A 14,616-nucleotide genomic window follows, 5' to 3' on the forward strand; every position below is an offset into this window, starting at 1 on the left:
AAAAGATGTAATGGCTCAGGCTTTTCAGGCGAAACGGCAGTGCTCGCGATCTGCAGGCTGCTCACAATTTGATCAAGGGCTCCTGAAAGCGCAGCAGACGCCCGGCATTGCCCAGAACCAGCAATGTGCTCAGGTTATGCAGGATCGCTGCGATCATCGCCCCGGCCGCACCCAGCAGGCCGAAGGCTGCCAGTGCAACAATGGCCAGCGTCCAGCCCAGGCCTATGATCACGTTGACCTGAAGGGTGTGGCGGCAGCGGCGGCTCAGGCGTACGCAGGTGCCCAGACGACGCAGATCGCTGCCGATCAATACGATGTCAGCCGAAGCGAGTGCAATGTCCGCACCGCCCGCTCCCATCGCCACGCCGACCACGCCTGCCTTGAGCGCCAGCGAGTCGTTGACTCCGTCACCGACCACCATCGGCCTGAAGCCGCTGCCGATCTCGCTCATCACCCGGTTGAGTTTGTCCTCCGGCAGCGCTTGGGCATGGACGTCAGTAATTCCGACTTCTCGCGCCAGTTGATGAGCCACGCCCTGACGGTCACCGGTCAACAGCAACTGCCTGCCCATGCCCAGTTCACGCAATTCCTGCAGCGCAGCCTGCGCTTCCGGTTTGAGGGTGTCGGCCAGCAACAACCAGGCGAGAAATTCGCCATTCAACGACAGACCCGCCAGCGGGCCGTCATGCTCGGGGACGCCGGGTGTGACAATGCCCAGTTGCTCGAACAATTCAGGGCGGCCCAAGGCCGCTTCGCCCTGCCCGGTCGCCGCCACAACGCCCAGTCCCTGACGCTCGCGAATATCGGTCAACGGCAACAGCGCGCTTTTATCCACAAGCCCGGCCAGCGCACGGCTGACCGGATGGCTGCTGGCCGATCCAAGGCTGGCCGCCAGCTCCAGCAATTGTGCATGCTGCGCGCCTCGCGCCTGTATGGACTGCAAGCGCAGACGCCCGAACGTCAGGGTGCCGGTCTTATCCACCACCAGCGAGGTCAGGTCCGCCAGTTCTTCCAGGAAGGCCGAGCTGCGAATCAGAATCCCGTGACGCGCCGCGACGGCGATACCGGCGATGGCGGTTGCAGGAGCCGAAAGCACCAGAGCGCACGGACAGGCAGCGACCAGCACTGCCAGCATCGCCTGCGCGTCGTGGGTGATGAACCAGGTCAGTGCGGCAATCAACAACACCAGCACCATGTAACTGCCTGCATAGCGCTCCAGCAGCCGGGTGATCGGCGGTTTGGAGCGCTCGGCACTCTGCATCAGCGCGATGACCTTGCCCAGCGTGGACTCATCACCAATGCGCGTTACTTCGATACGCAGCAGACCGTCGAGGTTGATAGCGCCCCCGAACACTTCCACGCCCACGGTGGCTTCCAACGGTACTGACTCGCCGGTAATCGACGAGGTGTCGAGGCTGGCCTGACCGGACAGCACACGGCCATCCGCAGGCACGCGGTCCCCGGCCCGCACTTCGACCTGATCACCCGCCTTCAGGGTGGTGTTGTCCACTTCGCGAATGCTGCCGTCCTCAGCCAGCAACCGGGCATGGCTGCGAGTCAGACGGCCCAGCGCCTCGATGGCTTCCTGCGAGCCGATCACGCTGCGCTCTTCCAGCACGTGGCCGAAGATCATGATGATCGGCAGCAACGCAGCGGTCATCAGGTCGCCGGTAGCCCACGCGCCCAGCATTGCCAGCGCGATCAACTGATCAGTGATGCCATGCAGGCTCGGGTGTCGCAGGCTGTGCCAGCCGGCGCTGACCACCGGAATCGCCACCAGCAGCGACGCAGCACCCAGCAGCAACTGGCTGACACCGGTCTGCTCGGGCGCGATAAAGCGCCAGATCAGACCCAGCCCCAGCAAGCCCAGCGCCAGCATTGCCAGCGTCAACTGGCGGGCTGCACTTCGCTGTTCGGCACCGCTCAGCATGCTGCCGACCGCTTGCGCTTCGACAGGCTCGTGGGTGTGGACGGCTTCGCCACTCATTGTTGTGCTCCCTGAATGATCAGGCGGGAATCGTCTTTGGGATCGACGGTGGTCACGGAACCGGCCTGACGAAGAATGGCGGGCACCCGCTCGCGGTAGATGCGCTGCAACAGATCGGGGTCGTCACGGTTCTTGACGGACTGCGCCAGGCTGACCACGGCAGCGGTGTCGGTCTGCGCCTTGGCCAGTCGTTCGGAAGCCTGGGCATGCGCGACCTGCAGGGTACGGTCGGCCTGCTGGTTGGCGGTCTGAGTCAGCTTCTCGGCGTCAGTGCGCGCGTTGGCCACGGCCTGATCGGCCTGTTGGCTGGCAGTCAGCACCGCATTGAAGGCGTTGACGGCCGAGGGCGGCAAACTCGACTGCACGTCGACGCGGGCGACCTCGATGCCGATGCTCATCCCGGCGTCTTTCAGCGCGGTCAGGCGCTGATTGATGCCGCTTACCAGATCACCTCGCAGACGTTCGCGGCGCTCGGCGGCCTGGCTGTCGGCGCCCATCAGCTCAGGACGTGCGACCAGAATCGTATCCAGGTCTCGCGCTGCGGCCAGCGCCACCGCACTGCGATTGACCAGGCGGTCCAGTGCAGGCTCTACATGATCACCCTGCAACACGAAGGCATAAGGATCCGTGACCTTGTAGAACACCGTCACGTCCAGCTGGACCACACCGGCATCGCCGGTGAGCAGAAAACCCGAGCCTGCCAACGCATCGCTGATCGGTGCCGACAGGGTCGCGATTTCATCCGCTTTCTGGGCCGCTGATGAGCGCAGCAACGTTTCAACGCGACGCTCGATGACCCGGTCAGCCGAGGGCAGCAACACCACCTGCTCGAACGGCTGTGGCCAGGCGGTCAGCAAGCCTGCGTTCTGGATGCGTTCCAGCGCACCGAAACGCATGACCACCGCACGGTTCTGCGGATCGATCTGGCGCACGTTGGAGGTGATCCAGCCCAATGCCGCCAGCAGCGTCACACCGTACAAACCCAGAAAGGCCAGACGGCTGGCCTGCAGCCAGGGTCCATTGACTGCAGGGCGCTGAGCCTGGGTGTCGTCAGCCGGATCACTCATGGTTGCGATCCGCTCTTGCCATCCAGCGTTGGCGGGCCGTCGACCAGCACGCGGAATGGCGCCGCATCGGTGCGCAGAATCAGCCGGGTGCTCGGCGTTACCACAGTGCCCAGCGTGTCCAGCGAGCGCAGCAGGTTGTAGAGCTGTGGCGAGCCGGCATAGGCGCGGCCGTAGATCTGCGCCGCTTCGACGCGTGATTGCGCCTCGATGTCCGCAGCCTTGACGGTGGCGTCGGCTTCCACAATGCGCGCATCGCGCTCGGCCGCGGAACGAATCTGCGCCGCTTCGCGCTTGCCGACGGCGGTGCGTTCGGTGGCAATGGTTTCGCGCTCGGCGCGCATCCGGTCAACCGTGGCGTTGAGCGTCACCGACGGCAGGGTCAGGCGCTCGACGCCGACCTGCATCACCCGCACGCCGTAAGTGGCGAGCAACTGTTGATCGATCTGCTGACGCAACTGGTTCTCGAACGCCGTGATGTTCACTTTGTTGGCGTCGGTGTTGATCAGGCTCGACAGGTCGAAGCTGCTGGCCGTGGTTTCCAGCGCCGAGCCAACGAAGGTCCGGATCTGCCGCGCCGCTTCATCCGGCTGGTTCTGCACCGCACGCATGAAACGCTGCACGTTATCGGCGTCGCCCTGAACCTGCCACGCCACATAAGCCTGAACGATGATCCGCAGGCCATCACGGGTGCCGACATCCTGCAGACCGCTGGAGGTCGTGCGCAGGCGCAGGTCCACCGGAATGGTCGCTTCGAACGGCGCAGGCCAGCGCCAGTTCAGGCCCGGCTCGAGCAGCACGCGGGACGGGTTGCCGAAACGGGTGACCACCGTCGCCTCGCCCGAGCGCACCTGCACCAGACTGGCTGCGGCGATGGCGAACGCGATCAGGACAGCGGCCAGACTCGCCCGCCGCCAGGGAAACGCCGCCGGACCCGCCGCTTCATGATGATGGTGGTGATGGCCGTGACCGCCGTGATCGTGGGCATCGTGGTCGCTGTGATCGTGATGATGATGGAACAGACTCAAGGGACGACTCCTTACTGAGCGGCTTTACGCGGCGCCGTTGGGTCTGCCGGTGGGGTGAAGGAACGCAGGTCGATGGTCGGCGCGTTATCGCCGCCCAGACGGTGATCAAGTATCAGCAATTTCGCATTGCCCAAACCTTCGTTGAGGCGAGTCAGGTAGTGCTCCAGCAGGAATGCCTGCCCTGCGCCAGTGTAGGCCTGACGCTCGGCGTCGAAACGCAGGTCGGCACTTCGAGCCGTTGCCAGCACTTCGCGAGCGGTAGCGCTGGCCTGATCATGGGTAGTGCTGGCGTTGAGTTGAGCCTGGTTGGCCTTGTCGCTGGCCGCGCCGCGCTCGCGGGCAATCAGGGCTTGCGCGCCGATCTGCGCGGCTTGTACGGCGTGATAGGCATTGGCGGCACCGGCAGGCGGATGAATCGCCTCGACCACAGTGGCGAGAATTTCCACGCCGCTGTCCAGACGTTGCAGGTCGGCCTGCACCGCCTTGCCGATGTCTTCCGACAGACCGGTGCGCTGTTCGCCAAGCAGTTCATCGAGCGTGCGTGAAGCGAAGTCGTGCACCAGCACGCGGCTGGCAGTGCTGCGGATCAGGGCCGGAATATCAGCGCTGTTGTAGGTCGCCGCCAGGGCTGCAGCATCAGTCAGACCAATACGGTAGACGAAGCGCACGTCCATGTTGACGATCTGGAAGCTCTGTTTGGCGCCCGCGCTGCTGGCGATGACCTGGGATTTCTCATTGATGTGGCTGGCGTCCCACAGGCGGTTGGCGCTGGCCGGTGGCGGACCTTCGGCCGGATCGGCCATCTGCTCGGCGGCACTGGCGGGCGACACGCTGGCGGCCAGCTCATGAACCACACCGTTCTCGACCGCCAGCACACGACCGAACGGCCATGGCAGACCCGCATGCAAGCCAGGACCGAAGACCTCGACCGGCTTGCCGAAGCGCTCGTAGATGCCCCGCGCCTGTAGCGGGATTTCATGCACACCGGTCAGCGCCCAGCCCAGCAGGGCCACGACCGCCAGCACGGGCAGAAAGGCCCGGCGCATGTAGGTGAACGCCCAGATCTGGCGCAAGTCGATGCCGAAGCGGTTATGCAGTTCGTGCTGCAGGGCCATCAGCGGACGTGGCGGCCAGCGCAACAGGTCGGCAATGAAGCTGCTGGCCAGCAGACGCGGCTCGATCCGCTCGTTGCGCGGGCTGAACAACGACAGCGCGGCGCGCACCAGAAACTCGATGGCGACCGCCATCGGCAGCAAACCGATCAGCACAGCCAGACGTGCAGGCCAGACCCGATCGATCCGAGAGAAAAACAGGCACAGGGCTGCGGCCAGAAACACGACGATCGTCATGCGCACCAGACGCGACAACGGCTCGGCTTCAGGCCACTGTGCCTCGCCGCTCAGTTGCCGCTCCAGCACCAGCAAACCGAACGCCATCAACAGCAGCGCGCTCCCCGTAAGATTGGCGACTGGTGAGATATCGTTGCCGAGCAGTGTCAGGTTCCAGATCGCCTGGACACTGATCAGAACCAACAGCGACCACCCGGCCAGCCACAGGGTCGAGAGACCTATCTGGCGCAGCAACGATTCACTGGATTCGCTCAGGCGAGTGAGCAGACGCTCATACCAGCCGCTGTCATCGACGTCAGCATCCCCATCAAGCGCAGACGGATCATGCTCTACCCGCGCCGGGACCTCCAGCGCGCGGGCACGCCAGCTCGCGACGCTGCGGGCCGACTGCAAACCGGCAGCGAGCAGCAGAAGCGCCGCGCCACTGTTGACCAGCACGGCCATCCACAGCGAGCCCGGCGAAAACAGATCGATGAAAAACGCCAGCACCAGCCCGGTGATACCGAGCCCGGCGGCGACATACATAAGACGTGCGAGACGTCGCGCCTGACGCACCGCCATTTGAAAACGCGGCAGACCTTCAAGGTCCGCATGTTCTACATCCAGATCAACCCGCATCACTACCCCGAACCTGCTCACTGTCGCCCCTGGCCCGCTGGAGGCCTGCATCGGCGGTCTGAATGCTGCCGCATCATAGCGTTACGATGTAACACTCGCCGTGAAATTTTCGTCAGGTTCAATGCCTGTTCAGGTCGGTATCAGACAGGGCGAAATTCTCATCCTTGAGACATATCGCACAAACAGTACTGCGTAGTGCGGGTCACATTATGTTTCACTAGCGGCCTGGCCTGTGCCGCTTCGTTTGTTGCCGCACGGTCGTGTAGTTATCCACAGACACGGATGCTCTTCGTTGATTTCTATCTACCAGCTCAAACCGCGCTTTCAGAACCTGCTGCGGCCCGCCGTGCAGCGCCTTTACGACAAGGGCGTGACGGCCAATCAGGTCACCCTCGCCGCCTGTGCCGTGTCCTTGCTGGTCGGCGCCATCGTCGCGCTGTCGGTGCCGCATTACGCACTGTTCGCGCTGATCCCGTTGTGGATGATCCTGCGCATGGCGCTCAACGCCATTGACGGCATGCTCGCCCGCGAATTCGGCCAAAAGTCCCGGCTCGGGGCTTATCTCAACGAGCTGACCGACGTCATCGCCGACAGCGCCCTGTTCCTGCCCTTCGCATTGATTCCCGATGTCAGCCTCGGGCTGGTACTGGCGGTGACTCTGCTGGCAATTTTCACTGAATACGCAGGTGTGCTCGGCCCGATGGTCGGCGCCTCCCGGCGCTACGACGGCCCGATGGGCAAAAGCGACCGTGCGCTGGTGTTCGGCGTGCTGGGTGCTGGCGTGGCCGTTGGCTGGCTCGCGGCCCTGTGGATAAACATAGTGCTCGCCCTCGTCTGCGCACTGTTGGTGTACACGCTGTACAACCGCGTCCGGCGCGGCCTGGAAGAACAGACCTCGCCCCAAGAATAAGCAGCCAAAAGCCTACGGCGTAAGGAAGTTGCAATGCGTGAGATGAATGATCGGCGCTTCACGACTCATGACGGCGTAGAGCTGTTCTACCGCCATTGGCCTGCCCTCACGCAGGTTTCCGATGCGCCTCGACAGGCCATCGTGTTGTTTCACCGGGGCCATGAGCACTCGGGACGCATTGCGCATCTGGTCGATGAACTGGACCTGCCGGGTTTCGATTTCTTCGCCTGGGACGCACGTGGCCATGGTCAGTCGCCCGGCGCTCGCGGCGACAGCCCAAGCTTTGCGACCAGCGTGCGCGACGTGCAGACCTTCGTCGATCACCTGAGCGCAACGTTCGAGATACCGGAAGAGAATATGGCAGTGATCGCTCAGAGCGTCGGCGCGGTGATCGCAGCGACCTGGGCGCACGACTACGCACCGAAGATCCGCTCGCTGGTCCTCGCCTCGCCGGCCTTCAAGGTCAAGCTGTACGTGCCCTTTGCCCGTTCGGGGCTGGCGCTGCTGCGAAAGTTCAAGGGCAACTTCTTCGTCAACAGCTACGTCAAGGCGCGCTTCCTGAGCCACGACCCCCAGCGCATCGCGTCCTATGACAGCGACCCGTTGATCACCAAGGCGATCTCGGTGAATGTGCTGCTGGGGCTGTACGAAGCCGCCGACCGGGTGGTGGCCGACGCGCAGGCCATTCAGATCCCGACTCAGCTGTTGATCTCGGGTTCCGACTTCGTGGTGCACCGCGGCCCGCAGGAACAGTTTTTCGACGGACTGGGCAGCATGCGCAAGGAGAAACACATCCTGCCAGGGTTCTTCCACGACACGCTGGGCGAGCGGGACCGTCATCTGGCGATCAGCCGTGTACGACGCTTCGTGCTGCAGACCTTCGAGACCCCGGTGGCGCGCCCTTCCCTGCTCGATGCCGACACGCTGGGTGTCACCTGCGCCGAGTCCGAAGAACTGGCCGCGCCGTTGCCGCACAATTCCTTGCGCGACCTCTACTGGCGCATGACGCGCGCCAGCATGCGCCTGGGCAGCAAGTTATCCACAGGTTTGAAGCTGGGTTTTGACACCGGCTTCGATTCCGGCAGCACGCTGGATTACGTCTACCGCAACAAACCCACCGGCACCGGCGCGCTGGGCCGGATGATCGACAAGAATTATCTCGAGTCCATTGGCTGGCGCGGTATCCGTCAGCGCAAGCTGCACGCCGAAGAACTGCTGCGTCTGGCCATGGCGCACCTGCGCAATCAGGGCAAGCCAGTGCGTATCGTCGATATCGCCGCCGGGCATGGCCGTTACATCCTGGAATCGCTGCAAGGCGTGGAACCGCTACCGGAGTCGATCCTGTTGCGTGATTACAGCGACATCAACGTGCGCGACGGCAGCCTGCTGATCGAGCAGAAAGACCTCGAAGACGTCGCACGCTTCGTCAAGGGCGATGCCTTCGACCGCGCCGACCTGGCAGCGCTGGACCCCAAACCCACGCTGGCCGTGGTCTCGGGTCTGTATGAGCTGTTCGCCAGCAATCAGATGGTCGGCGATTCGCTGGCCGGGCTGGCAGCCGCTGTCGAGCCTGGCGGTTATCTGGTGTACACCGGTCAGCCATGGCACCCGCAGCTGGAATTGATTGCCCGCGCCCTGACCAGCCATCGTCAGGGGCAGGCCTGGGTCATGCGCCGTCGCAGCCAGTCAGAGATGGATCAACTGGTCGAAGCCGCAGGCTTTCGCAAAATCACCCAGCGTGTGGATGAATGGGGGATTTTCACGGTGTCCCTCGCGCAGCGCATCCAGTGAACGCGTTTCGCGAGCCGGGCGTGTGGAAAAGAGCGGTGGTCTGGCTGCTGGTGCTGGCGCCGTTCTTCTTCGCCAGCTACGGCTTTGCCACGTGGTATACGGCTCAGCGCAGTGACGTCGGCAGCATGGCGTTCGGCTGGGAAAGCCATATGCCGTTCTGGGCCTGGACCATCGTGCCCTACTGGTCCATCGACCTGCTTTACGGCTTCTCGCTGCTGGCCTGCCTGACGCGCCGTGAGCTGGATACCCACGCGCTGCGCCTGTTCAGCGCGCAACTGATCGCAGTCACCTGCTTTCTGCTCTGGCCGCTGCGCTTCACCTTTGAACGCCCGGAACTGGATGGCCTGTTCGGCTGGCTGTTCGCAGTGCTGGCCGGGTTCGACAAGCCGTTCAATCAGGCGCCCTCGCTGCATATCGCGCTGCTGGTGGTGCTGTGGGTCTGCTACGACCGCTATGCGCGGCACTTTCACGTGGCGTGGCGCTGGTTGCTGCACAGCTGGTTCGCGCTGATTGGCGTGTCGGTGCTGACCACGTATCAGCATCACTTCATAGACTTACCCACAGGCGCACTGGCCGGTTGGCTCTGCATATGGCTCTGGCCGGATGAAGGTCGCAGCCCGCTGCTGGCCGCACGTCTGACACGTCAGCCGCAGCGTCTCAAGCTGGCGCTGTATTACGGCATCGGCGCACTGCTGCTGGCGATACCTGTGTTTACCTTGGGCGGCGGCTGGATCTGGCTGGCGTGGCCTGCACTGTCCCTGCTGATGGTCGCGCTGAATTACCTTGTGTTCGGGGCCGCTGGTTTTCAAAAACGTGCCAACGGGAAGTTATCCCCAGCTGCGTGTTGGCTGTTTGCACCCTATCTGATCGGCGCGTGGATAAATTCAAGGGTGTGGACAAGGCAAAGGCCTGATCCCGATCAGGTTGTGGACAACGTCTGGCTGGGCCGCATACCGAGTCAAAAACAGTTGCAACCGTTCAAAGCGGTTGTGGATATGTGTGCTGAGTTACCGCTGAAAGTGAGTACGCTAAGTTATCAACAGGTCGCCGCGTTGGATCTGGTGCCTCTGACGGTCGAGCAGTGCCAGCTTGCAGCTGAAGCCATCGAGCGTTTGCGCTCAAACGGCCCGTTGCTGGTGTGCTGCGCACTGGGCTATTCGCGCAGCGCAATGGCGGTGGCCGCGTGGTTGTTGCTCACCGCAAGAGCGCGTTCTGTGGATAACGCAGTCGAGTTGATTCGCCAGACGAGGCCAAGTGTCGTCCTGCGTAGCGGGCATGTGGATATCTTGAATGCCTTCGCAGGCTATTCAGTCAAAGCGCCTGTAGCCGAGACACCGCGGGCCATGAGATGACACAGGATGTGTGGGAGGCTCAACGCCGACAAACCGCCTCTGATCAAACAACACGTAATCTGCTGAATGAACACCTTTTGTGGGAGGCGGCTTGCCGGCGATGCAGTTGACGCGGTACTTCAGGAAAATAGCGTCATCGTTCATCGCCGGCAAGCCGCCTCCCACAGTCCGGTGTTTACTGCACGACAGCGCTACGTCGAAAGATGTGGTGGCGCTTCCCACAATAGCTTTGCGCAGGCTGTAAGAACCCGCTCAATCACAGGAGTGCTCATTCATGTCATTGGAAATGCAGTTGCACGTGGTGGCCGCGCTGCTTCGGCGCGGCAAGTCGCTGGACTATTTATCCACAGGGCTTTTGCTGCTGAGTTTGTTGTTTGGCCTGGCACAGCTGTGGATAGGTTCTGCGAGCGTTCTGATGATGATGTTTGTCGCCTGCATGGTACTGAGCGGGGCGCTGGCTAAATCCCAGGCGTTCCGGGTCGCGTTCGATGCCGATCTGTTCCAGCACATGGCTGACCGCCCCAGCCAGTTGAGTGATCGCACTCAGGAGCTCGATCAGGTCCTGGCCGACCTCAAACTGCAGCCTGCAGACAAAGGCGGCCGCAACTGGGCGCTGCGCACTCAGGGCGCGCTTCGGCAGTTGCGTCTGCAGGTCCGTTACATCGTGCTGCAGCTGCTCTGGCTGCTGGGCATCATCTTTATCTTTCCCTGGCTGTCCTTCGCTCAATAGGAATTGTCATGTTCGAACCTCTGGTCGCCACGATCATCACTGCGGGTGCGCGCAGCATTACCGGCGCACGCAGCCTGTGGCTGGGCTGTACGCCTGAACCCCGGCAGCGGATCTACTTTGCCAACCACAGCAGCCACGGCGACTTTGTACTGCTCTGGGCGTCACTGCCGCCCGCCTTGCGCAAAACCGCCCGGCCTGTTGCCGGTGCCGATTACTGGCAGTCCAGTCCGTTGCGCCGCTACATCATCAACCGTGTGTTCAACGGCGTACTGGTGGACCGCACCCGTAGTACGCCCGACAGCAATCCGCTGCAACCCATGCTCGAGGCGCTGGAACACGGGGACTCACTGATCCTGTTTCCGGAAGGCACACGCAACCCGGAGGAAGAACTGTTGCCGTTCAAGAGCGGGCTGTATCACCTGGCGAAAAGTTATCCCCAGGTGGATCTGGTCCCCGTGTGGATATCCAACTTGAACCGGGTCATGCCCAAAGGCCGAATGCTGCCGCTGCCGTTGTTATGCACAACCAGCTTCGGCGCGCCGCTGCGGCTGGACAGTGAAGAGAGCAAAGAGCAATTCCTCGCCCGCAGTCGTGATGCACTGCTGGCCCTGGCACCGGAGCCGCTGTAATGGATAACCAGACTCAACTGCTGTTCATGGGCATCGGCGCCGTCCTGCTGCTGGCCTCGCTGATCGGCTACGTACTCAAGCGCCGGGCGGGCGGCCCGAGCTCGGTCATCGACAACCTGAACGCGCGCATCAATGCGTGGTGGGTCATGGTGCTGGTGATCGGCATCGCCTTCTGGCTGGGCCAGGGTGCCGTCATCCTGTTGTTCTATGCGGTGTCGTTCTACGCCCTGCGCGAATTCCTGACCCTGACACCGACCCGACGCAGCGATTACCCCGCGCTGGTGGCCGCGTTCTATCTGGCGCTGCCGTTGCAATACGTGCTGATCGCCATGAACTGGTACGGGTTGTTCTCGATCTTCATTCCGGTCTACGTGTTCCTGCTGCTGCCGATCCTTGCGTCACTGGGCGGCGACAGCAAACACTTCCTGGAACGCGCGTCGAAGGTGCAGTGGGGCCTGATGATCGCGGTGTTCTGCGTGTCCTACGTGCCTGCGTTGCTGACCCTTGAGATTGCCGGTTACGAAGGTCGTAACCTGCTGCTGATCGCCTATCTGGTGATCGTGGTGCAGATCTCGGACGTGCTGCAGTACGTGTGCGGCAAGCTGTTCGGCAAGCGCAAGATCGCGCCCAACCTGTCGCCCTCCAAGACGGTCGAGGGCTTCGTCGGCGGCATCGCCCTCGCGTCGCTGATCGGAGGCGCGCTGTTCTGGATCACGCCGTTCAACCCGTGGCAATCGGCATTGATCGCACTGCTCATCAACCTGCTGGGTTTTGCGGGCGGCATCGTGATGTCGGCCATCAAACGCGACCGGGGCGTGAAGGATTGGGGCCACATGATCGAAGGCCACGGCGGCATGCTCGACCGGTTGGATTCGGTGTGTTTCGCCGCGCCGATCTTCTTCCACCTGGTGCGCTACTGGTGGACATGAGGACACTTGGGAGGCCCCAACAGGCTGATCAATCAGCGCGCAATCTGGCTTTTGGCGCGTGTCTGGCGGGTCAGTCTGACAGCAAAATGATTGCTGGATATTGCATAGCCACTACGCTCTCGGCGCTCTGAAAAAAAATCCGGCCGGATGGCTATTTGCACCCAAATCGCTTGCAGGCCTTGCGCCAAGCGGCGATGAGCGTGATCGATCAACCGACACAGACCTGAAAATCGCCCGATTTATGCTTGTAACGCCGTTTTCATTCAGCATGAGCGGCGTTTTTTTTCGGCCTATTTCCGAACCGGATCTCGTCTTTGTTATCTGTTGTGGGTAGTTTGCGTTCGGCAAGGAGTCGTTGGCGCGCCATTTTTTGTGCAGGACGCACAGAATTACCTAGAGGCTTCACCCTTATGAATCGCAGGAATCTCCTGAAAGCTTCCATGGCGTTGGCCGCTTATAGCAGCGTGTCGGCTTCAGGGCTTTTTGCTGCACGCGCACTGGCGGCAGCCGCTGATGGTGAAATCGAGCACTTCGATTTTGCAGAGTTGCAAGCTCACGCGAAGAAGCTGGCTGGCAAAGGTTATGTGAGCACCAAGCAGGTGTTGCCACCGGTGTTGGCGAACCTCACGCCACAGCAATTCAATGCCATTCGCTACGACCCGGAACATTCCTTGTGGAAAGACGTTCACGGCCAGTTGGACGTGCATTTCTTCCACGTCGGCGCGGGCTTCAAGACGCCCGTGCGCATGTACAGCGTCGATCCGCAGAACAAGCAGGCGCGCGAAGTGCATTTCCGCCACGACCTGTTCAACTACGAAAGCAGCGGCATCGACAAGAATCTGGTGAAAGGCGATCTGGGCTTTGCCGGCTTCAAGCTGTTCAAGGCGCCTGAAATCGCCATCAATGACGTGGTCTCGTTTCTGGGCGCCAGCTACTTCCGAGCGGTGGACAGCAACAAGCAGTACGGTCTGTCTGCACGCGGCCTGGCCATCGACAGCTATGCCAAGCGTCAGGAAGAATTCCCCGACTTCACCAAGTTCTGGTTCGAAACGCCGGACAAGAACGCCACCCGCTTCGTGGTCTACGCCCTGCTCGACTCGCCGAGCGCGACCGGTGCCTATCGCTTCGACATCGACTGTCAATCCGGGCAGGTGGTGATGGAGATCGACGCGCACATCAACGCCCGTGTGGACATCCAGCAGCTCGGCATTTCGCCGATGACCAGCATGTTCAGCTGCGGCACCCACGAACGCCGCATGTGCGACACCATTCACCCGCAGATTCATGACTCGGATCGTCTGTCGATGTGGCGTGGCAATGGCGAATGGATTTGCCGCCCGCTGAACAATCCGGTCAAACCGCAGTTCAGCGCGTTCTCTGACAACGACCCGAAAGGTTTCGGTCTGGTGCAGAGTGATCACGAGTTCTCCAGCTATCAGGACACTGTGGTCTGGTACAGCCGCCGTCCAAGCCTGTGGGTCGAGCCGATCACCCCGTGGGGCGAAGGCGAGGTCAGCCTGCTGGAACTGCCGACCACCGGCGAGACGATGGACAACATCGTGGTCTTCTGGACACCGAAGACAGCGGTCAAGGCTGGCGACTCGATGAACTACGGCTACAAGCTGTTCTGGAGCCCGCTGCCGCCGGTGAGCACGCCGCTGGCGCAGGTTCACGCCACGCGTTCGGGCATGGGTGGCTTCCTGGAAGGCTGGGCACCGGGCGAGCATTACCCGAAAACCTGGGCCCGCCGTTTCGCGGTGGACTTCCACGGCGGCGGTCTGGACCGTCTGCCGGAAGGCACCGGGATCGAGCCGATCGTGACCGTGACCCACGGCAAGGTGCAGGACTTCAACATCCTCGTGCTGCCCGACATCAAGGGTTACCGGATCACCTTCGACTGGGTACCTGACAGCGACTCAGTGGACCCGGTGGAAATGCGCATGTTCATCCGCACCGGCGACCGCACACTGAGCGAGACGTGGCTGTACCAGTACTTCCCGCCAGCGCCTGATCGTCGCAAATACCCCTGACCGGTGATCACGCCCATGCTCCGCGTCACAGTACAAACCGGACGCGGAGCGTCCTGGGCGGCATTCCCACGCAGAGCGTAGGAACGATCAGCGTGATCTCAAGCACGCTGATCATGCCTATGCTTGTGCTCAGCGTTATACCCGAGTCTTACTGCGACCACGGACTGTGGGAGGCGGCTTGCCGGCGATGCTTTTTCTG

At 62.2% G+C, this 14,616-nt stretch carries 11 protein-coding genes; 7 read left to right on the plus strand and 4 right to left on the minus strand.

The window, feature by feature from the left end; all coding sequences use genetic code 11:
• Positions 1-61 precede the first annotated feature (61 nt).
• The 4 genes from AO065_RS09285 to hflK (AO065_RS09300) are packed head-to-tail and all read right to left on the minus strand — an operon-like array spanning position 62 to position 6,046.
• On the minus strand, positions 62-1,987 hold the full coding sequence (locus AO065_RS09285) for a cation-translocating P-type ATPase (protein WP_004881703.1): 1,926 nt from the start codon (positions 1,985-1,987) through the stop codon (positions 62-64).
• Positions 1,984-3,054 (minus strand): protease modulator HflK, encoded by a 1,071-nt coding sequence (gene hflK / locus AO065_RS09290; protein ID WP_004881704.1) that lies wholly within the window; start codon positions 3,052-3,054, stop codon positions 1,984-1,986. The genes AO065_RS09285 and hflK (AO065_RS09290) overlap by 4 nt, the downstream gene beginning before the upstream one ends.
• A complete protein-coding gene (gene hflC, locus AO065_RS09295; RefSeq protein WP_004881706.1) occupies positions 3,051-4,079 on the minus strand; it encodes a protease modulator HflC in 1,029 nt (342 codons plus the stop codon). Before hflC ends, hflK (AO065_RS09290) begins: the two co-directional genes overlap by 4 nt.
• 11 nt (positions 4,080-4,090) lie before the next feature.
• Positions 4,091-6,046 carry a protease modulator HflK gene (hflK, locus tag AO065_RS09300; protein ID WP_004881708.1) on the minus strand — a complete coding sequence of 652 codons (1,956 nt, stop codon included), beginning with the start codon at positions 6,044-6,046 and terminating at the stop codon, positions 4,091-4,093.
• A gap of 292 nt (positions 6,047-6,338) precedes the next feature.
• Here hflK (AO065_RS09300) and AO065_RS09305 point away from each other — a divergent pair, with 292 nt between their 5' ends.
• The 7 genes from AO065_RS09305 to AO065_RS09335 all read left to right on the plus strand — a co-directional run bounded on the left by AO065_RS09305 (position 6,339) and on the right by AO065_RS09335 (position 14,417).
• Positions 6,339-6,956 (plus strand): CDP-alcohol phosphatidyltransferase family protein, encoded by a 618-nt coding sequence (locus AO065_RS09305; RefSeq protein ID WP_004881711.1) that lies wholly within the window; start codon positions 6,339-6,341, stop codon positions 6,954-6,956.
• 33 nt (positions 6,957-6,989) lie between these two features.
• On the plus strand, positions 6,990-8,747 hold the full coding sequence (locus AO065_RS09310) for a bifunctional alpha/beta hydrolase/class I SAM-dependent methyltransferase (RefSeq protein WP_004881712.1): 1,758 nt from the start codon (positions 6,990-6,992) through the stop codon (positions 8,745-8,747).
• Complete coding sequence (locus tag AO065_RS09315; RefSeq protein ID WP_080597912.1) at positions 8,744-10,099, plus strand: phosphatase PAP2/dual specificity phosphatase family protein; 1,356 nt, start codon at positions 8,744-8,746, stop codon at positions 10,097-10,099. The genes AO065_RS09310 and AO065_RS09315 overlap by 4 nt, the downstream gene beginning before the upstream one ends.
• A 274-nt stretch (positions 10,100-10,373) precedes the next feature.
• Complete coding sequence (locus tag AO065_RS09320; protein WP_004881715.1) at positions 10,374-10,829, plus strand: hypothetical protein; 456 nt, start codon at positions 10,374-10,376, stop codon at positions 10,827-10,829.
• Positions 10,830-10,837: 8 nt separating this feature from the next.
• Positions 10,838-11,458, plus strand: a complete 621-nt coding sequence (locus AO065_RS09325; RefSeq protein ID WP_004881718.1) for a lysophospholipid acyltransferase family protein — start codon at positions 10,838-10,840, stop codon at positions 11,456-11,458.
• Entirely contained in the window at positions 11,458-12,387 is a 930-nt protein-coding gene (locus AO065_RS09330; protein WP_004881719.1) for a phosphatidate cytidylyltransferase, read from the plus strand. The genes AO065_RS09325 and AO065_RS09330 overlap by 1 nt, the downstream gene beginning before the upstream one ends.
• A 410-nt stretch (positions 12,388-12,797) precedes the next feature.
• On the plus strand, positions 12,798-14,417 hold the full coding sequence (locus AO065_RS09335) for a glucan biosynthesis protein D (protein ID WP_004881720.1): 1,620 nt from the start codon (positions 12,798-12,800) through the stop codon (positions 14,415-14,417).
• Positions 14,418-14,616: the final 199 nt, after the last annotated feature.

Origin of the sequence: Pseudomonas viridiflava (genome assembly GCF_001642795.1) — a bacterium.
In the GTDB taxonomy this organism is placed as follows: domain Bacteria; phylum Pseudomonadota; class Gammaproteobacteria; order Pseudomonadales; family Pseudomonadaceae; genus Aquipseudomonas; species Aquipseudomonas viridiflava.